Below are 17,989 nucleotides of genomic sequence, written 5' to 3' on the forward strand. Positions count from 1 at the left end.
GCAGCACCTCGACCAGATGCAGGACCGCAACCGGCCACCGTGCGCGGACAGGCGGGGGCGGGCCCGCCCGCACCGTTCACCCTTGCGTATAGGTCTCAAGGAGGTAATCCAGGTCCGCATCGATCTCGAATCCGGCGATGCGGCTCACTTTCCGCAGGAGCTCCCCTTCGAGCGGATAGGCGTTGTACATCTCAGGATCGCCACTCGTATCGGAGGCCGCCCCGACCTCGGCCACGACGTCATCGCCCACCTCCGTCTCCCACACCAGGGAGTCGTCCGCCTTCGAGAATCCGGAAACGGCCCGGACAACACGCATTCCCGTCCTCCGGTCGCCGGTGCTCCAGTGGAATTCGAAAACGGCAGCGGTCTTTTCCCATCAGCCTTTTCCCCATCAGCCGTCTTCAGGGCCCATAAAGCCAAGATCGGCGAAGAGGAGGCGCGGCGGAAGGATGTCCGAACCCGTCCGGACCCGCCGCCGCCCTCGGTGCCGCTTTTCGGCGCGGACCACCCGCCACCCGGCCGGCCACAAGGCCGCACCGCATCGGTGAACACCCGAAGCCCGACCAGATCCTTGCCGCCGTTTCCATGCCGGTCACCGGCCCCGGCGGGTGGGATCTCAGTAGGCGGGCCACCTTCCCCGGACCCGGCCGTCCGGATCCGGCACCACGCCGACCAGCCGGTCCTCGCCTTCGGGGTTCAGCCCCGGGTGCACGAAGAAGAACGCCTCCGCGGACGTCCCAGCGGACTCCGCCAAGGCGGTGACCGACTCCGGATCGGTGAAGTACTCGGTCTCCAGCCGAGGCGGCTCCGCGGGCACCGCCCGAATCCACGGCTCCAGGTCGTCGACGTCGTCCTCGGACAGCGACCCGGCCCTGTCCCGCAGCTTCGCGGGGCCGAAGACGTCCACGTCGAAGAAGGCGAACACCTGCGACCGCGGACGGACCCGGCGACGGACCGCCTCCGAATCGCCGGGCAAGAGCGCGTACCAGCTCTGCCCATAGGTTCCCTGGGCCCAGCGCTCCAGAAGCAGGTGCCGGCCCCGCCGCCGCCCGATCCGCTCGCTCAGACGAAGCCAGAAATCCGCGTCGGCGGGGAGACGGAAGAACTCATCGTCGTCCACGTCCCGGAAGGGGTCGGCGGATGCTGATTCGTCCAGGACGTCCAGTCCCGTGCCGCGAATCCGCGCCAGCGCCTCATCGGGGTCTCCGGCGACGTCGGCGTAGACCGTGTAGTCCCGGCCGAAAGAGAGGTCGATCCTCCCTTCGCTCACCAGATGACAGAAGATCCCCGATTCCCGCAGGACCGCGCGCGCGACCCGGACGGCCGTCTCCAGGCTCAGGACGGTTCCGTCGCGGAACTCCGTCAGCCAGCCGGGAAGCGGAGACCACGCTTCCGGGTGGCGGACCGAAATCTCCGTCACCCCGTAGGCGTCCGCGAGGATCCTGATCGCTCGCAGATAAGCCTCCTCCACCCGGAGATAGGCGTCCCAGGTCAGTTCGGCGCCTCCGAACTCCTTTCCGACATCGGAGACGGAACTCCACTCGCCTTCCTTCTCCGGGTCCTTCTCGATCCGGAAAGTGCGGGTCAGTCCTTGAACCACTCCAGCCCCTTCGGCTTTCCGCTCTCGTCATAGGCGATCTTGTACGTCCCTGAACGGGTCTCCTTGCTCCCCAGGGCATCGATGCTGTTGGCCCCCTTGAAGTCGCCTCCATTGTGAACGTCGACGTCGCCGCTGATGAACTTGGGAAGTGACTTCGGGGCCTTCTTCGACCGCTTGAAGACGGGCTGGCCGTGCGACGTCTGCCCCGTCGGCTCGTATCCCAGCCCTGTGGCGAGCCTCCTCTGCTCAGGGGCGGTCCGCCGGCCGCAGCGGTCGGTGTTCCTCTTGTCTTTGTTGTGTACGAGCGTGTTCTGGCCGCCGACAGCGACGTAGTAGGTGTGGATGCCGGCGACGGAGAGATTGTGGACGGAGCGGTAAGCCGTGTAGCTCCGCACACTGGCGACCTGCAGGGACGATCCGTCCGGCGTCACGAGCCGGTCGCCGCTGCTCAGTTCGCCCGCATCCGTCCATTGCCTCGCCGCGTCGTCCCAGAAGGGGTGCCCGTCGGTCGCGGTGACGGTGGCCGTCGCGCCCCCGGAGAAGACGGTGACGTCGACGAGGCTCTTCCAACCGGTGTCGGTGATCGTGGCGGTCACCGGCCTGGCTCCTGTCACACCGGTCACGGGATCGGTTGCGAGAACTCGATCACCGGCGCTGACGTCCTCGATCGACAGATGGCCGCCGTTCGCGAGGAGAACGGGGGTGGCGGGGGTGAAGCTGTTGGGCGTATCGGGGAGGTTCAGCGTGCACGCCTCCAGCGCGCCGTCGACCTTGCCCCGCGCGTCTTCGATCGCCTCTTCGGCGGCGTTCTTGGCGCGGCGCGCACTGCGCCAGCGGTCGAACAGCCGCCACATCTTCGGGATCTTGGACCCGACCTTGAGCAGCTTGCCCCACGGCAGCGCGGTGATCAGCGTCATCAGGCACGCGCCGATGTCACCCTCGAGGAAGCACTTCTTGGCGTCCTCCAGACCGATCAGCTCACTGAGAAGGTTCAGCAGCTCCTCGTCGAGATCGCCGTACTCCTCCTCTGCCGCACTCTGGTCCGCCTCGGCATCCGACAGTTCGCCCTGGGCGTCTTCAAGGTCCTGGGCCAGTTCCGGGTCGTAGACGGCCGACTGGGTGTCCGCGCCGTCACCGTCCTCCTCTCCCTCGGAGCCGGTCTCCTCGCCTTCGCCGTCCTCCTCGCCGTCCGGTGACTCGCCCTCGGGGCTCTCGCCGTCGCCCGGGTCGGTGCCGTCGGAGTCCTGACCGCCGTCGGGATCCTCTCCGGAGGACCCGTCGCCCTGCCCCGGCTCGCAGTCCTCACGGTCCAGGGCGGTGCACACCGCCGACTCCACCCCCGACGACACCTGCGTGGGCAGCCCGAAACCGATCACCGCCGCCGCCACCGCGGCCACCAGAAGAACCAACCCGGCGTATTCGAGCTTGAAGGCCCCCGACTCCGCCCGCCACACCCAACGCACGAAAACCCCTCTCAGCCGAAGACGGCCAAACGAACAACATCGGATCCACAGGTCCGCGGACGGCCGCCGCGGGAGAACACGCGGTCGCACCGCGCCCGGCCGCCGCTCACCGCCCGCGTCACCCGCACGGGATGTCGGTGAACTCGAACAGCGGCACGTCGTGCCACTCCGGCCCCTCGGCGTAGCAGAGGCGGCCCGGAACGTAGTCCCGGGGCGCCTCGACCGTGTACCCCCACAGCCGCTCGGGCGTCTCGTACTGGAAGTAGCGGGAGAAGGTTCCGTCGGCGTACTCCGTCGCCTCGCTCTCGGGCGGGACGCCGGCGATGGCGACCGAGAACTCCCGGGTGGGGTCGTCCGGGGTCAGGACCGCGAGCACCTCGGATTCGGCCGCCTTGTACTCGTCGTACTGCTCGTCGAATCCGGCGACCTCCGCGGCGGGTTCACCGTTGTGGTCCAGCACGGTGAAGTCCTTGCTGTGCAGGGTGTAGTCGCCCTCGTCGTGCAGGTAGGTCGCCTCCCCGGCGAACACCAGGGCGTCGCCGTCGCGCCGGGCCGAGCTGAAGGCCATGGTGAGCCGCGGGGTCCACTCCCGCACGGCGGAGGAGGAGTCCTCCTCGCCCATCGGCCCCGCCGTGGCCAGCTCGATGGTGTCGTTCTCGACGGCCTCGGTCTTGACCCCGCCGACCTCCAGCGTCGATTCCCCGCCGGCTCCGGCGAGGTCGGCCCCGCCGCGGCCGGGGCCGGCGCTCTCGGACGGCGCGGCGCCGCCCTCCCGCACCGGGTCGGCCGCGTCTCCCCCGGAGCTCACGCATCCGGCCGTTCCCGCTCCGACCAGCACGAGCAGCGCGGCCGCCGCCGTCGTCCTGCGCAGAGCGGCCACTCTGGGAGACGGGCGTGCGGAGTCGCCGTCGGCCGCTGCAAAGTGGGGGGCGGTCATATCCGATCCAGTCAGGTCAGGGGGCGTTCGGGCGAACCAGGACCGGGCCGGTGGCGGCGGCCCCTTGAGTCCGGGACAGTGGCAGACTAACGACGGAAGGTCACGGCGGCGGTGTCCGGGAGTCCTCGAACGCCGTCGGTGGCCGCGTTCGGCCACGAAACGGGCGGCTTCGGTCGCCGGTGGATTTGTCGGTAGAGTGCATCGTCTATGAACCGTGTTCTCCGCCCTCTGTCCCTGATCACCGTGCTCCTGGCCGTGGCCGGCTGCCAGGGCGGTGATTCCGAGGGCAGCGATGAGGCCTCCGAGGTCCCGTCCCCGGTGCCGGCCGAGCAGATGGAGGCCGCCGAGCTCCCCGAAGACCCCGGGGAACTGGCCGACCTGGTCGCGGACCGGATGGAGACGGCCCAGACCGTGGACGTCGGCATCAGCCTCGAACCCGACGAGGAGGAGGCCGCCCCGGTGGAGAGCACCACCATGACCCTGCGGATGCTCGACCCGCCGACCGCCAGGATGGAGGTCGTGGAGTCGGACAAGGAGACCCCGACCACCACCGAGATCATCGTGATCGACGGGGTCGTCTACACCCGGCTCGAAGGCCAGGCGATCGTCGACGGCAAGAGCTGGATGCGCCTGTCGCGCGAGGACGTGGCCGAGGCTGAGAGCGAGCTGGGCCCCTTCGCCGAGATCTTCACGGTCGTCCTGGACGAGACCGACGCCGCGCTGACCGAGGCCACCGGCGATACGGGGCTCGACGTGGTGCGCCTGGGCGAACTCACCGAGGACCCCGAGACCGTGGCCGAGGACGGCGCGGAACTCACCCGGTTCACCGGTGAGACCTCCGCCTACGACGTCGCCGACGCGGGCAACGAGACCTACCGGGACCTCGTGGACGCCGGCCTCGAAGAGGTGAGCTGGACCCTGACGGTCGGCGACAAGGGCCTGCCGAGCGAGTTCAGCACCGAGATCCTCACCCCCGACGGCCGGCCGGCGACGAGCACCGTCAGCTACTCCGACTGGGGCGCCGAGGTCGAGATCGCCGCTCCGCCCGAGGAGGACACCGGCACCCTCCAGGAGAGCCTGTCGGGCTGACCCCCGCCGGGCCCGCGGCCGCCCCGGACACCTGCCCGGACCGGCCGCGGGCCCTGGGCCTGGCGCCCTGCGGAACCGCCCGCGCAGGGTCACCGGCTCCGCCGATCGCGGCGCAGCAGCAGCCACCACGCCGCGCCCATCCCGACCGCCCCGGCGGCCAGGCGTCCCCCAACGACGATCCCGGGGGTCTCGCCCAGGGCGCCCAGCACCGTCACCGCGATCAGCTGCACGGCCGCCGGGGCCAGGACCACGGCGTCCCGAAGCAGCCGGGACGCCCCCGGGCGCCCGTAGCCGAACCCGGCCAGCAGCACCATCGCGAAGGAGACCACCAGTTGGGGCAGGGCGATCCAGCCCAGCCGGCCGGCGGTGTCCTGCATCTGGTCGACGGTCGCCAGGTTCAGCACCAGCAGCGTGCCGGCGAGGACCCCGACGATCCACACGACGAGGGCGATGGCCAGAGCCCTGATGATCTTCACCGCTGTACCGCCTCTCCCGCGCGCGCCGACCCGGTCACGGTAGCGGCTCATCCCTCCTCCTCCGAGATGCAGGGCGGATACTCGACGAACCGCCGCTCCCCGTTGGACGGGGCGTCCAGGATCTGGGCGTCGGAGGTGTGCTGCTCCTGCATGGCCCAGCCCCCGCTGACGCCGAACTGCAGGCCCAGTTTGAGCTTGGCGGACAGCTCGACCGCCTCGCCGTCGATGCCGGTGGAGTACTGCCAGGCCCTGCCCTTGTTGTAGAAGTGCCGGTCCCAGGGGGCGGCGTTGAGGCCGGGCAGGCGGTTGATCTCGCCGCCGGTGCTGTCGTCCATGAACGGATTGGCCATGGAGTTCAGGACGTTGGCCGGCGGGACGAGACCCCGCGACTCGAGCATGGCCTCGCCGATCTCCTGCTCCTCGGGCGTGTCGAAGTCCATCTGCACCATCTGCACGATCCGCCTGCGCTCCTTCTTCCCGGCCTCGACCCCGCCGCCGTTCTCGTCGTAGTTCCTGGCGTCCCTGCTGTTGCCCTGCCCCACGCTGACGTCGGCGCCGTAGGAGAACTCGCCCTCGACCGTGGTCATGTAGCGGATGTTGGCCAGCGACCCGTCCTCGTTGCGCATGATCCGGGTGGCCCCGCTCCAACCGAGCTCGCCTCCGGCGTGGGCGCCCAGGTACGTGGCGCCCAGGTCACCGGTCGCCGTGTAGGTGTAGGTCTTGGAGACCTGGTCGTTGCCCTCTTCGAGGTACCAGCGGGAGAGGTCCATCTTCTCGCTGATCGAGACACTGCCCTCGGCCCCGATGTTGAGGTTGATGCCGCCGGCGTCCTGCCCGGGCTTCTTGTCCGGATCGGTGCTCCATGCGCCCAGCGATCCGGAGAGGTACCTCTCGGTCTCCAGGGTCGCGGTGCGGATGTGCGGGTCGATCACCTCGGGCCGCTCGTAGAGCCCGAGCAGCTCGGCGAGGGCCTTGCCCATCTCGCCTTCGGGGTTCATCATGCGCTGCTGCTCTTCGATGATGGCGTTGTTGACCTCATCCTCGAACTCCTCGAACTCCGCCTCGCTGTCGAAGACGAAGGTGCTGCCCGGAGCGATCTTCGCGGAGAACCCGCCCTCGATGTTGGCGCCGGTCGAGACCCCGTTGTCGTCGCCGAAGTCGTAGCCGACGCCGGTGGCCACCCCCGCCTCGGTCTTGGGGACGAAGGTGATGATGACGCTGCCGTCGGAGAGGTCCTCCCGCGCATAGCTGTACTCCTGACCCAAGGAGAAGATCCCCAGCTCCAGGCTGTAGCCGTAGGTCTCCTTGCGGCCGTCCCTGACGCAGTAGTCCGGCGAGTAGTCGATCTCCTCCTCCGGGTCGGCCTGCGTGGACACCCCGTCCTCGCATTCGGCCTCGGTGAGCCCGCTGTCGGCGAGGGCCCGGCAGACGGCCGAGCGCAGCGAGCCGGCGATGTCGCCCGGGACGGCCAGGACCACGGCCCCCAGGATCGCGGCGACGAGGAGGATGACGCCCACGTACTCGGTGATGGCACGCCCCTGCTCCGCGGCCGCTCCGCGGCGTGTGCCTACCATGGCCGCGCCCCCATACGGCGAGGAAAACGGAGCCTGAATGGGGGATTAACGCAGCACATGAGAGGAGGTTAGGGACGCACCGCCGGGCGCGGCAGAGCCCACGGGCTCAATTACGGTCCCAAGCCAGGGCCCAACGGCCCTGCTCATCGAGGGACGCCGGCGACCGCGTTCGCGCGGCGGCCGCGCGCGTGGGCCGCCGCGGGGAGGGCAAGCCGTGCTCCCGGCCCGCGGTGCTGGTAAGCAGGAGTCAGCCGGAAAGAACGAAAGTGGCCCCCATGGACTTCGACCCCGTGCTCCTCTTCCCCCTGTTCCCACTGGCCGTCGGCGCCCTGTTCCTCGGAGTGGGGATCCGGATCGCCGTCGGCGAGTACCGGTTCCTGCGGCGGGCGCACCGGACCACCGGGACCTCGGTGCCGACAGGGAACGGCACCCTGGTGCGCTTCCGCACCCGCGAGGGCGAGGAGGTCACCGCCTCCAGCCGGGTCGCCCGGCGGTTCGGGGCGACGCCCCCGGGCAGAACGCTGACGGTGCTCTACGCCCCGGAGGACCCGCGGGAGATCAGACTGCACGGGCTCACCGGCACCTTCCTCCTGCCGGGCCTGGTCTTCTGCTGCCTCGGGGCCCTCGCGGCCGCCGCCGGGGCCGTGCTCGCCGTGCTCCTGTACGGGTGATCTCCCGGCTTGCTTCAGCCGCTCACACCGATGGCGCGGTCGCGATATCCGCGGTTCATTCCCACACCGGCCCCGCCGTCAGCAGCAAGAAGAAGAGGTATGCCGAGACGGTGACGAACACCAGGCCGATGAGGAGGAAGAGCGCGCATCCGCCGACGTTGGAGAGCCGGTAGAGAGGATTGAGGATCCGGGCTCGTTCCGGATTCTCCGGGTCGTAGACGACGCGTACCGGTGCGTCCTTGCGGAAGATCGCCACGGCCAGTGCCATGTCGTGCGCCGTGACGACCTCCTCGCCGGAGGACGTGGTGAAGCGGAACCGAGGCGTCGCACCGCCCCGGGCCACGTGCCGCTTTCCGATCACGGTCCCCTCCGCACGGACCCCGCGGGCGCGGAGCCGCAGCAGAGTGGAGAGCTCGCGGACCGCCAACCACAGCGAGAGCAGCCCAAACGCCATCAGCCCGAGTGCGAGCAGCAGTACGAGCAGAGTCGCGTTCATGAGGCCCTCCGGATCGCGGGATCACCGGGACCCTACCGCCCGGGATCGATGTCCGTCTGCCCGAGTCGACGGGCCTCCCGGCTCACTGGTGTCTGACGATCGCGTTCGATCGCGTTCGCACAGGGGGGGCGGCTGTCGCAGTGCGCGCAGCACCGGCGGCACAGCGGGTCCGAGCCCTGAGAATCCCACCCCGCCCCGCGAACGCGACGGTCAACGCTCGATCGGTCCCGGCCTCGGCCCCATGCCCTCGGTCCGCACGGCTTGGGCCCCGGATGGAATCCGGATTGAGCCTGCGGGCCCTATCCGCCCGGGTCCGGTCTCACGTAACTTCGGCGGACTCGAAGATCTCTGCAGCCGCGGCGAACGGAGTCGACCGGTGCCCAACCGCCATCGCGCCGACACCGACCGGGGATCAGCGGCCGTCGAATGGTCGGCGCTGCTTCTCCTCCTGGCCGCGATCGCGGCCGTCGTCGTCCTCTCGGTCCCTTCGCCCATCGGCCAGGCGGTCGATTCCGCCATCTGCCAGGTGCTCGGCGACCATTGCGAAGGCTCGTCAGCGGACCCCGAGTCGACGCCGGAAGGACACGAAGACGGACCGGGGATGCGGGAGGCCGATTATCTGCCGCCATTGTGCGAGGTCAACTCCGACAGCGAGAGTTCGAGCTTCACCGTGAAGATCGGGATCTACGGAGGAGCGGAGACGCAGTTCCAGCGTCAGGAAATGGCGGACGGATCGGTGTGGATCACGGTCCAACCGTCCAATCGCGCCGTCGGTGCCGAGGTCGGGACTCCGGGCGCGAAGATCAAGGGCGGCGAGACCGCCGACTTGGGCGCAAGCGCCGAAGTCGGCGGAGAAGGGCAATGGGGCGAGGGAATGATCTGGACCTTCGGCCCTGACGAGCGGGACGAGGCCGACGCGCTGGAGCGCCGGATCGTGGAGGAGGGCCAGATCTCCCAGAACCCCGTCGTCGCCTGGTGGGACTCGCTGTGGTCGGACGAGGAGGACTCGGGGCTGCCGCCTCCCGACATGCTCCTCGACCACGAGGGCGGAGAGGGCTCCCTCACCGGGCAGGCGGGAGTCGGCCTGAAGATCCCCGGCACCGGAGACGAGCGGGGGGAACGGCAGCTCGACATCGGCCAGGGAGCGGACGGGGCGATCGAGGGCGCGGGCGGCGTCATCACCCGCACCGACAACCGCGGTCCCGAGACCCTGATCTCGGACACGTACTACGCCAATGGGAGCATCTCCGGCAACGGGGAGTACTTCCTCGGCGTCGGGGCGGGCGGCGCAGTGGCATGGCAGGCCCAGATCCGCCAGACCCGCGACGAAGAAGGCGAACTCCAGAGCATCCTGCTGCGCGCCGATTTCGACAACGAGGTCAATTTCCGCGGCCGGCTCCCGTTCGGGGTCGGACCGCACAGGCCCAACACCAGCGGCCAGACCGAGCTCGCCGCCGGGCGGACGACCACCCTGATCCAGGTCGAGCTGGACACGCCGGAGCAGCGGGAGATCGGCGAGCGGTTCCTGCGGGACAACGCCGGAGTCGTGGGAACCGCGAACTACTTCCTGGAGACCATGCAAGGGGACGACGGCTCCGTCACGGAGGATCCCGGCCCGGGCGGTGACCCATGGGAGAGGCTCATGTACGAACGAGGACAGGTGTGGACCACGTCCCATGACCGGGAGTACACCGATTCCGAGATCGGCGCCGAGGTGAAGCCGTTCATTCCGATCGGTGGAGGCTACGCGACCTCGGAGGAGACCCGCCGGACGGAGGAGGCCGAATACCTGGGCGCCCCGCAGGACGGCCGCCGGACCTTCCAGCCCTACGACGCATGCGAGCAGTGACTCCGCCCCTTGCCCGCTTCCCGGGGACCATCGAGGTGAAGATGACACGAGGACCACGACCGAAGGCGCTCGGCCCGCCCGCGATCGCGACGATGCTGGCCGTCGGCGCCTGCGCCTGCGCCCCCGCGGCCCCTCTCCCCGACGGTTTCACCGAGACCGAGACCGACCACGTCGTCGTGGCGCACCCCCGGGATTGGCGCACCACCGATCCCGGGGGAGAAGCCGTCCTGACGATCGTCGACGCCGAGGAGCCGATCGCGCAGATCGACGTACTGGAGAACGTCGTCCACGCGCCCATTCCCGAACACGCGCTCGCCGTGACCCAGTCCGGCAGGCAGAGCCTCTGGCGGGACTACGAGCAGGAGCGCTCGGAGATCTCCGCTTCCGGGGCCGAGCACGCCTATCAGGTGGATTTCGGCTACACCGCGGAGGACGGTGACCGCGTGAAGGGCATCGACGTCATCATGATCGACGGCTCGGACATGGCGCACCAGGTCAAAGTGACGTGGTTGCAGGATGAACTGGACCCCGACATCCCGGACTCCATCGCCGATACGGTGGGGGCGACCGACTGAATGCGTGAGGCGATCCCATGAAGAGCTTGCTGTCGGCCATCGCCGTGACCGTCGGGGTGGTCGTCCTCGGATACGGCATCAGCGGGCTCGGGACCGTCACCCTCATCCGCCATGGCGGTGACTTCGTCCTCCACGAGGACTTCCCGTTCTGGATCGACGTCGTCACGTTCGCGCTGGCCGGGCTGTTCAGCCTGCTGGCAGCGGGTCTTGCCGCCCGGCTGATGCTCCGGGGCGGGTGGCGCCGCCGCGCCGCGGTCATCGTTCCCGTGGCGGCCACCACCGCCGTGAACGTCGTGCTGAACCTTCCGTTCCTGGTCGACTACGACGAGCCGGTGATCTCTCTCCGCCTGCTCGGAATCAGCCTGGTGGCCGCGGTCGTCGGCGCGGTCGTCGGCGCGAGACCGCGCTGACGGACCCGGCGCGTCCACCGGTGGCGGCCGGCGGCCCCGGCCGGCGGCCGTGGGAGGCGCCTGATCCCGGGCTCCGCCCGTCCTCCGCTGCGCAGACGACGGCGACGACGGTAAGCGGACAAAACCACCCGAGGCCCCCGAATTCCGACAGCAGTGGTTCTGTTGACAGCGTCGTTTCCCGGGTGGCTCCGCCCGTGGGAGCGGAACCCGCATCGAAGGCGAGTTCGAAGGCGGGTCCGTCAACTCCAGACTTTAAGGCCTGCATTTCGGGCGCAATAGGGCCCGTGGGCCCAATGCGGTGGTCGCCGCATTGGGTCTCAGGGTTCAATTTCCGGCGCAGAACCGAATCGTTACGTGCAAGTCCGGTCCCGCTGCGTAAGATTTCCGGCGGTGGCCGCACGCCCCGATGCCCTGAAGCCCGCAGCGTTAGGAAGCCTCAGAACGGTGTCTTCAACTCCTGTTCCTCCGCCCTACGCCAACAACGAAGCGCAGCAGCAGGCGCAGCCGGGGCCCTCGGAGCCCGGGGCCGTCTCCGGCGGGACCCGCGGCACCGGCCCGGCGCCCGCCTCCGACGGCGCCATGGCGGCGCCTCCCCGGCTCCCGGCCGGGTTCGACGCCCCGCCGTCGGCGCGGCCGGCATCCGCTCCGGACGCGCCGCCGCCCGCCCCTCAGGACCGTCCCGGCCCCGCGGCCGCGGGCGGCGACGACCGGCCCGCGCCCGGGCGGACCGAGGACCTCACACCGGACGCTCTGCTGCGCGAGGAGAAGACCCCGCCCGACGGAGGGTGGCGGCGCGCGGTGTTCGCCGTCACCGGCGGCCTGGTCAACCCCGGCGACTCAAAGGACGAGCTGCGCCGCAAGGAGCTGCTGGACCGGGTGCGCACACCCGTGAACGGCGGGCACCACCGCGTGGCCGTGCTGAGCCTCAAAGGCGGGGTCGGCAAGACCACCACGACCGTCGGGCTCGGCTCCGTCCTGGCCGAAGGGCGCGGCGACCGGGTCGTCGCCGTCGACGCCAACCCCGACCGCGGCACGCTCACCGAGCGGCTCCCCCGGGAGCTGCGCAGCGACCTGACAGTGCGCGACCTGCTGAACGACCAGGCCTCGCTGGGGCGCTACTCCGACGTGCGCGCCTACACCAGCCAGGCGATGTCGCGCCTGGAGTTCCTGGCCTCCGACGTCGACCCCGCCGTGAGCGAGGCGTTCAGCGACCGCGACTACCGCGACGTCGCCGCCGTCGTGGAGCGCTTCTACTCCGTCTGCATCACCGACTGCGGCACCGGCATGCTGCACGCCGCCATGAGCGCCATCCTGGCCCTGGCCGACCAGATGGTGCTGGTCAGCCCGCCCTCGGTGGACGGATCGCGCAGCGCCTCGGCGACCCTGGACTGGCTGGAGGCGCACGACCACGGCCATCTCGCCAAGAACGCGGTCGTGGTGATCTCGCGCACCGGCAAGCGCAGCAGCATCGACCTCGACCGGTTGGAGAGCCACTTCGCCGACCGCTGCCGCAGCGTCGTGCGCATCCCCAACGACGACCACCTGGAGCAGGGCTCGGCCGTCGACATCGACCGGCTGCACCCGGCCACCCGCCGCGCCTACCTGGAGCTCGCCGCCGAGGTCGCCGGCGGCTTCGCCGTCCCCTCGCGCAATCCGCGGCTGGTCTGACCGGGTTTCGACCGCCGGGTGCGCGGGGCGGGGTGAACGCCCAAGGCGCGAACCAGCTGTGCCGTCGGCGCTACGCGCACTGCGACAGCCGCCCCCTGCACACCCGGTCGCCGCATATCAATGAGGGCCCGGGGCGAACACCGTTCGCCCCGGGCCCTCTTCTCGGTCGCGGACCGGATTCAGCCGCCGGCCTACTCGGCCTGGTAGCCGATGTCCTCGTAGATGATCGAGGACATGCCGTTGGCGCCGAAGTTGGCCAGGTCGTCCTTGAGCGCCCAGATGCCGGTGCGCTGGAAGAACGGGATGCCCTGGGCGTTCTCCCACAGCAGCGTGTCGATCTCGTTGGCGATCTCGTAGTAGCGGTCGGGGTCGGTCTCCCTGAGCATCTCGTCGTACTTGTCGTTGATCTCAGGGGTGGAGGTGCGGCCCCGGTTGTTGCCCCAGTCGGGCTCGCCGTCCTCGGTCTCGCCGAACGGCCCGCCGTAGTTCTCGTAGCTCTCACCGGGGTAGGGCGTGGAGCCGACCTGCACGAACGAGGACAGGTCGAAGTTGCCGGTGTAGATGTAGTCGGTGAAGAACCCGGTCGAGGGCACCGTGTTGATGGTGACCTCGATGCCGATCTCCTCCAGCATCTGCTGGGTGATCTCGGCCTCGTTCTGCGTGGTCTGCAGACCCGAGGGGACGACGTAGTCCAGGGTCAGCTGCTCGCCGTCCTTGGTCCGGTACTCCGCGCCCTCCTCCAGGGTCCAGCCGGCCTCGTCCAGCAGCTGGGCGGCCCGTTCGGTGTCGCGCTCGCCCCACTCACCGGCGTTGTCCTGGAAGGCCGGCTGGTTGGAGCGGACGAGGCGGTTCACGGCCGGGTCGCTGGGCCAGTCGACGCCCTCAAGGGACGCCTTGGCCAGTGCGGAGCGGTCCACGCCCAGCGTGACCGCGTGCCGGACGTCGAGGTCGGACAGCGGGCCGCTGCCGGCGTTGATCTCGATGTAGCGGTAGCCGTTGTCGATCGCGCGGGCGATGCGGGCGTCCTCGCGCTCCTGGGCGCGCTCGTAGGAGGGGGCGTCGTAGCCGACGTAGAAGGCGTCGATCTCCTCGTTGACGAACACGCCGGCCATCGCGTCGTTCTCGTAGGTGTGGAAGATGATGCTGTCCAGCTTGGCCGGCTCACCCCACCAGTCGTCGTCGCGGACGACCGTCACGCGCTGGGTGGTCTTGTCGAGGTTGTCGAGCTCGAACGGGCCGGCGGTGACGGGGATGTCCTCGAAGTAGCCCTCGTTGAACTCGTCGGGGTCCTCCATGTACTCCTTGGGGTACAGGACGTCGAAGAGGCCGGGCCACTCGCCGTAGGGCGTCTCGAAGGTGAAGACCACCTCGTACTCGTCGGCGCCCTGCTCGACCTCTGAGATGTCGTCGTAGCCGTCCTTGGAGCCGCCGTGGCCGTAGTCGCCCTCGGCGCGCCCCGACAGCGCCTCGACCTGGGCCGCGTAGTCCTCCCAGGTGATCGGCTCGCCGTTGGACCACTCGGCCTCGGGGTTGAGCGTGAAGGTGACGGTCCCGCCGTCGTCGCTCACGCTGCTCTCGAGCACGTAGGGCTCATAGGGGGTCGGGTTGCCCTCGTCGTCGAAGTTGTGCGCGCGCGGCATCACCGACTGCAGGATGTCGACGTTGACGGCCAGGTTGCCGTCGGTGTGGAAGAGCTGGTACTGGGTGATCCAGGTGGACTCCGCCCAGTTGAGCGTGCCGCCGTCCTGCAGCGAGTCGCGCTCCTGCGGGTTGGTGTCGCTGTTGGCGATGTCGGCGAGGGTGGGGGTGTCGCCGCCCTCGTCGTCACCGCCACCGCCGCCGCCGCTGCAGGCGCCGGCGAACAGCGCCAACGCCATGACCGGCGCGGCCAGCGCCGCGGACCGTCGGATTCGCATGGATTTCCTCCTCGGGGGGGTGGACCAGCCTGTGCGGGCACGGCTGGGCGCGGGGGTCAGACGACGGCACGCTTCTCCGCGTAGTGGCACGCGGCGGTGTGGTCGTCTCCGTTCAGGGGCTGCAGGTCGGGTTCCTCGGCCAGGCAGCGCTGCCGGTCGGTCTCGGAGAGGGTCTTGAACTTCTGGCAGCGGGTCCGGAAGCTGCACCCCGAAGGCGGAGCGGCCGGGCTGGGCAGGTCGCCTTCCAGCACGATGTGGGTCCGGCCGCGCTCCTTCTCCGGGTCGGGCACCGGGATGGCCGACAGCAGCGCCTGGGTGTAGGGATGCGCGGGTTCGGCGTAGATGGAGGCGACGTCGCCCAGCTCCACGATCTTGCCGAGGTACATGACGGCCACCCGGTCGGCGATGTGCCTGACCACCGACAGGTCGTGCGCGACGAACAGGTAGGCCAGGCCCAGCCGCGCCTGGAGTTCCTCCAGCAGGTTGATGATGCCGGCCTGGATGGAGACGTCGAGCGCCGAGACCGGTTCGTCCAGGACGAGGAGCTTGGGCTCCAGCGCGAGGGCCCGGGCGATGCCGATGCGCTGGCGCTGGCCGCCGGAGAACTCCTGGGGGTAGCGGGAGGCGTGGCCGACGTCGAGGCCGACCAGGTCCAGCAGCTCCCTGACCCTGGCGTTGAGCGCCTTCCTGGCGAACCCGTGCGTGCGCAGCGGCTCGGCGATGATCTCGAACACCGGCATGCGCGGGTCCAGCGACGACATCGGGTCCTGGAAGACGACCTGGACGTCGCGCCGCAGCCCGAAGCGCTCGCGCGCCGAGAGCCGGCCCGACTCCTTGCCCAGCACCACGACGCGGCCGCGCGCCGGTTTGTCGAGGCTGAGAATCTCCATCAGCGTGCTGGACTTGCCGCAGCCGGACTCCCCCACCAGGCCCAGCGTCTCGCGTTCGCGGATGTCGAAGGAGATGCCGTCCACGGCGTAGACGGTGCCGACGCGGCGCTTGAAGACCGATCCCTTCATCAGCGGGTGGTGCTTGATGAGGTCGTCGACCTCCAGGACCGTCTCGCGCTCGGCCCGCGGCGCCCGGGCCGCGGCGTCGGCGGGGATCTCGGGCAGCGGGTAGATGTCGGTGGCGGTCCAGGCGTTGGTCTCGATCTCGCCGGAGCGGATGCAGGCCACGCGCTGCACCGCGGGATCGGTGTCGCCATCGTCGGAGGCGGGCGCGGCGCCCTGGGCGTCCGCGCCGACGGACCGGGCCTCGTGGGCCGCGGCGATCTCCTCGCGGGAGGGCTGGGCGCCGATGGACAGCAGCCGCGGCTCCTCCAGCTCGCACTCGGGGACCGCGATGGGGCAGCGGGGGGCGAACGGGCAGCCGGGCGGCAGCGCCGACAGCGACGGCGGGTTGCCCTTGATCGGCACCAGCGCCGTCTTCTCCTCCAGGTCCAGCCGCGGGATCGCGCCGAGCAGGCCCATGGTGTAGGGCATGCGGGTGCGGTGGTAGACGTCGTCGACGGCGCCGATCTCCACCGGGCGCCCGGCGTACATGACCAGGACCCGGTCGACGAAGCCGGCGACGACGCCGAGGTCGTGGGTGATCATGACGATGGCGGCGCCGGTCTCGCGCTGCGCGGTCTTGAGCAGCTCCAGCACCTGGGCCTGGATGGTGACGTCGAGCGCGGTGGTGGGCTCGTCGCAGATGATGACGTCGGGGTCGTTGGCCATCGCCATCGCGACCATCACGCGCTGGCGCATCCCGCCGGAGAACTCGTGCGGAAACGCCCTGACCCGCTGTTCGGCGTTGGGGATGCCGACCAGTTCGAGCAGTTCCACGGCCCGCCGCACGGCCTTGGCCTTGGAGATCGACTCGTCGTGCACCCGTACGGCCTCGGCGAGCTGGTCGCCGACGGTGTAGACGGGGGTCAGCGCCGACAGCGGGTCCTGGAAGACCATCGAGATGACCTTGCCGCGGATCCGCGACATCTGCCGGTCGTCCAGGTCGAGCATCTCCCTGCCGTGCAGCCTGACCGAGCCGCCGACCCGGGCGTAGTCGGGCAGCAGCCCCATGGCGGCGAGAGAGGAGACGGACTTGCCGGAGCCGGACTCTCCGACGATGCCGAGCACCTCACCGCGTTTGAGGCTGTAGCTGACGCCGCGGACCGCCCTGACGTCGGGGGCCTTGTTGACGCCGGGGAAGGTGACGTGCAGGTCGGTGACTTCGAGGACGGGGGCGTCATCGGGCCACTGTTCGCTCACGGAGGTCTCTGTTCTCGTCGCGGTTGCGGTCATAGCTGCTGCCCTCTCACGCCCGGCGCGACTTCGACTGCGGGTCGAGGGCGTCGCGCAGCCCTTCGCCGATCAGGTTGACGGCCAGCACGAGGATGATGAGCAGACCGGTGCAGAAGACGAACGTCCAGGGGTGGGTGACGGCCTGGCGGGCGCCCAGCGCGATCAGCGACCCCAGGGAGACGTCGGGCGGCTGGACGCCGAAACCGAAGTAGGACAGGCTCGTCTCGGCGATGATCGCGGTGCTGACGTTGATGGTGGCGTCGACGATCAGCAGCGAGGACATGTTCGGGATGATGTGCCGGAAGATGATCTTCCAGGCCGGCACGCCCATGTAGCGGGCGGCCAGCACGTACTCGCGCTCCTTGAGCGAGATCGTCATGCCGCGGATCATCTTGGCGGTGATCATCCACATGAACGCGGCGAGCAGCAGCACGAAGATCAGCCAGCCGCTGCCCCGGATCGCCGGGTAGAGGATCGCCAGGATCAGAAAGCTCGGCAGCACCAGGGCGAGGTCGGTGACCCACATCATCGCCTTGTCGGTGGGGCCGAGGAAGTAGCCGGCGAACGCGCCCACGACCGCGGCCACCACGGTGGTGATGACCGCGACGAGCAGGCCGATGATGATCGACTTCTGCAGGCCCACCATGGTGAGGATGTAGATGTCGCGGCCGGTGTTGTCGGTGCCGAACCAGTGCTCCGGCGAGGGCGGCTGCAGGAAGTTGGCGTAGTCGCGCTCCTCGAAGCCCCACTGCGCGAACAGCGGCCCGACCCAGGCGGCGAGCATCAGCAGCACCAGCACGGCGATGCCGGCGATGACGCGGCGTTGGCGCAGCGTCGTCCGCAGGACCGAGGACCAGCGGCCGGGGATCCGGACCTCGTCGTCGCCGCCCTCGTGGCCGCTCTCGGTCTCGATGACCGCGCGTTCGGCGGACATGCTCATGGCGTTCTCTCCAGCGGAGTGCAGGCGGTGGGGCGGCGGA

General features: G+C 69.9%; 16 protein-coding genes. 6 read left to right on the top strand and 10 right to left on the bottom strand.

Translation table 11 applies throughout. The features are described 5' to 3' along the window. Nucleotides 1-76 precede the first annotated feature (76 nt). From HDA32_RS21295 to HDA32_RS21310, 4 genes are all read right to left on the bottom strand, one after another. A complete protein-coding gene (locus tag HDA32_RS21295) occupies nucleotides 77-316 on the bottom strand; it encodes a DUF7683 domain-containing protein (protein WP_179644895.1) in 240 nt (79 codons plus the stop codon). Nucleotides 317-616: 300 nt separating this feature from the next. Beyond that, complete coding sequence (locus tag HDA32_RS21300) at nucleotides 617-1,600, bottom strand: hypothetical protein (protein WP_179644896.1); 984 nt, start codon at nucleotides 1,598-1,600, stop codon at nucleotides 617-619. Then, a complete protein-coding gene (locus HDA32_RS31870; protein ID WP_179644897.1) occupies nucleotides 1,585-3,063 on the bottom strand; it encodes a toxin C-terminal domain-containing protein in 1,479 nt (492 codons plus the stop codon). Before HDA32_RS31870 ends, HDA32_RS21300 begins: the two co-directional genes overlap by 16 nt. A gap of 118 nt (nucleotides 3,064-3,181) precedes the next feature. Further along, nucleotides 3,182-4,000: a hypothetical protein gene (locus HDA32_RS21310; RefSeq protein WP_246334441.1), complete on the bottom strand. Its 819-nt coding sequence runs from the start codon at nucleotides 3,998-4,000 to the stop codon at nucleotides 3,182-3,184. Nucleotides 4,001-4,207: 207 nt separating this feature from the next. On the opposite strand from HDA32_RS21310, the gene HDA32_RS21315 reads away from it, so the two are divergent. Then, on the top strand, nucleotides 4,208-5,089 hold the full coding sequence (locus tag HDA32_RS21315; protein WP_246334442.1) for an SCO4651 family lipoprotein: 882 nt from the start codon (nucleotides 4,208-4,210) through the stop codon (nucleotides 5,087-5,089). A gap of 89 nt (nucleotides 5,090-5,178) precedes the next feature. Here the strand turns inward: HDA32_RS21315 and HDA32_RS21320 are convergent, their stop codons facing one another. Then, a complete protein-coding gene (locus HDA32_RS21320; RefSeq protein ID WP_179644898.1) occupies nucleotides 5,179-5,616 on the bottom strand; it encodes a hypothetical protein in 438 nt (145 codons plus the stop codon). Further along, complete coding sequence (locus HDA32_RS21325; RefSeq protein ID WP_179644899.1) at nucleotides 5,613-7,139, bottom strand: hypothetical protein; 1,527 nt, start codon at nucleotides 7,137-7,139, stop codon at nucleotides 5,613-5,615. The genes HDA32_RS21320 and HDA32_RS21325 overlap by 4 nt, the downstream gene beginning before the upstream one ends. A gap of 275 nt (nucleotides 7,140-7,414) precedes the next feature. Between HDA32_RS21325 and HDA32_RS21330 the strand changes: the two genes are divergently transcribed. Next, nucleotides 7,415-7,810 (top strand): DUF3592 domain-containing protein, encoded by a 396-nt coding sequence (locus HDA32_RS21330; RefSeq protein WP_179644900.1) that lies wholly within the window; start codon nucleotides 7,415-7,417, stop codon nucleotides 7,808-7,810. A 55-nt stretch (nucleotides 7,811-7,865) separates the two neighbouring features. On the opposite strand, the gene HDA32_RS21335 is transcribed toward HDA32_RS21330, so the two are convergent. Beyond that, nucleotides 7,866-8,306 (bottom strand): DUF3592 domain-containing protein, encoded by a 441-nt coding sequence (locus HDA32_RS21335; protein ID WP_179644901.1) that lies wholly within the window; start codon nucleotides 8,304-8,306, stop codon nucleotides 7,866-7,868. Between the two features lie 376 nt (nucleotides 8,307-8,682). On the opposite strand from HDA32_RS21335, the gene HDA32_RS21340 reads away from it, so the two are divergent. From HDA32_RS21340 to HDA32_RS21355, 4 genes are all read left to right on the top strand, one after another. Next, nucleotides 8,683-10,155 carry a hypothetical protein gene (locus tag HDA32_RS21340; RefSeq protein ID WP_179644902.1) on the top strand — a complete coding sequence of 491 codons (1,473 nt, stop codon included), beginning with the start codon at nucleotides 8,683-8,685 and terminating at the stop codon, nucleotides 10,153-10,155. 41 nt (nucleotides 10,156-10,196) lie between these two features. Further along, on the top strand, nucleotides 10,197-10,730 hold the full coding sequence (locus HDA32_RS21345) for a hypothetical protein (protein ID WP_179644903.1): 534 nt from the start codon (nucleotides 10,197-10,199) through the stop codon (nucleotides 10,728-10,730). Nucleotides 10,731-10,747: 17 nt separating this feature from the next. Beyond that, nucleotides 10,748-11,140, top strand: a complete 393-nt coding sequence (locus HDA32_RS21350) for a hypothetical protein (RefSeq protein ID WP_179644904.1) — start codon at nucleotides 10,748-10,750, stop codon at nucleotides 11,138-11,140. Nucleotides 11,141-11,584: 444 nt separating this feature from the next. Further along, nucleotides 11,585-12,808, top strand: coding sequence for a MinD/ParA family ATP-binding protein (locus tag HDA32_RS21355; protein ID WP_312863274.1), 1,224 nt, complete (start codon nucleotides 11,585-11,587; stop codon nucleotides 12,806-12,808). A gap of 191 nt (nucleotides 12,809-12,999) precedes the next feature. Here the strand turns inward: HDA32_RS21355 and HDA32_RS21360 are convergent, their stop codons facing one another. Genes HDA32_RS21360 through HDA32_RS21370 form a run of 3 tightly spaced genes read right to left on the bottom strand, consistent with a single transcriptional unit; the run spans nucleotide 13,000 to nucleotide 17,949 of the window. Continuing rightward, on the bottom strand, nucleotides 13,000-14,724 hold the full coding sequence (locus tag HDA32_RS21360; RefSeq protein WP_179644905.1) for an ABC transporter family substrate-binding protein: 1,725 nt from the start codon (nucleotides 14,722-14,724) through the stop codon (nucleotides 13,000-13,002). Between the two features lie 56 nt (nucleotides 14,725-14,780). Continuing rightward, nucleotides 14,781-17,009 carry an ABC transporter ATP-binding protein gene (locus tag HDA32_RS21365; RefSeq protein ID WP_179644906.1) on the bottom strand — a complete coding sequence of 743 codons (2,229 nt, stop codon included), beginning with the start codon at nucleotides 17,007-17,009 and terminating at the stop codon, nucleotides 14,781-14,783. Nucleotides 17,010-17,022: 13 nt separating this feature from the next. Beyond that, the gene (locus HDA32_RS21370) at nucleotides 17,023-17,949 is read right to left on the bottom strand and encodes an ABC transporter permease (protein WP_179644907.1); all 927 of its coding nucleotides are present in this window, start codon (nucleotides 17,947-17,949) and stop codon (nucleotides 17,023-17,025) included. Nucleotides 17,950-17,989: the final 40 nt, after the last annotated feature.

Source organism: Spinactinospora alkalitolerans (genome assembly GCF_013408795.1).
Taxonomy (GTDB): domain Bacteria; phylum Actinomycetota; class Actinomycetes; order Streptosporangiales; family Streptosporangiaceae; genus Spinactinospora; species Spinactinospora alkalitolerans.

What these genes read in the sequence shown, in the direction of transcription:
- HDA32_RS21335 (WP_179644901.1), bottom strand. Translation starts at nt 8,306, where the DNA reads ATGAACGCGACTCTGCTCGTACTGCTGCTCGCACTCGGGCTGATGGCG.
- HDA32_RS21315 (WP_246334442.1), top strand. Translation starts at nt 4,208, where the DNA reads ATGAACCGTGTTCTCCGCCCTCTGTCCCTGATCACCGTGCTCCTGGCC.
- HDA32_RS21350 (WP_179644904.1), top strand. Translation starts at nt 10,748, where the DNA reads ATGAAGAGCTTGCTGTCGGCCATCGCCGTGACCGTCGGGGTGGTCGTC.
- HDA32_RS21325 (WP_179644899.1), bottom strand. Translation starts at nt 7,139, where the DNA reads ATGGTAGGCACACGCCGCGGAGCGGCCGCGGAGCAGGGGCGTGCCATC.
- HDA32_RS21330 (WP_179644900.1), top strand. Translation starts at nt 7,415, where the DNA reads ATGGACTTCGACCCCGTGCTCCTCTTCCCCCTGTTCCCACTGGCCGTC.
- HDA32_RS21365 (WP_179644906.1), bottom strand. Translation starts at nt 17,009, where the DNA reads ATGACCGCAACCGCGACGAGAACAGAGACCTCCGTGAGCGAACAGTGG.
- HDA32_RS21360 (WP_179644905.1), bottom strand. Translation starts at nt 14,724, where the DNA reads ATGCGAATCCGACGGTCCGCGGCGCTGGCCGCGCCGGTCATGGCGTTG.
- HDA32_RS21295 (WP_179644895.1), bottom strand. Translation starts at nt 316, where the DNA reads ATGCGTGTTGTCCGGGCCGTTTCCGGATTCTCGAAGGCGGACGACTCC.
- HDA32_RS21370 (WP_179644907.1), bottom strand. Translation starts at nt 17,949, where the DNA reads ATGAGCATGTCCGCCGAACGCGCGGTCATCGAGACCGAGAGCGGCCAC.
- HDA32_RS21345 (WP_179644903.1), top strand. Translation starts at nt 10,197, where the DNA reads ATGACACGAGGACCACGACCGAAGGCGCTCGGCCCGCCCGCGATCGCG.
- HDA32_RS21320 (WP_179644898.1), bottom strand. Translation starts at nt 5,616, where the DNA reads ATGAGCCGCTACCGTGACCGGGTCGGCGCGCGCGGGAGAGGCGGTACA.
- HDA32_RS21310 (WP_246334441.1), bottom strand. Translation starts at nt 4,000, where the DNA reads ATGACCGCCCCCCACTTTGCAGCGGCCGACGGCGACTCCGCACGCCCG.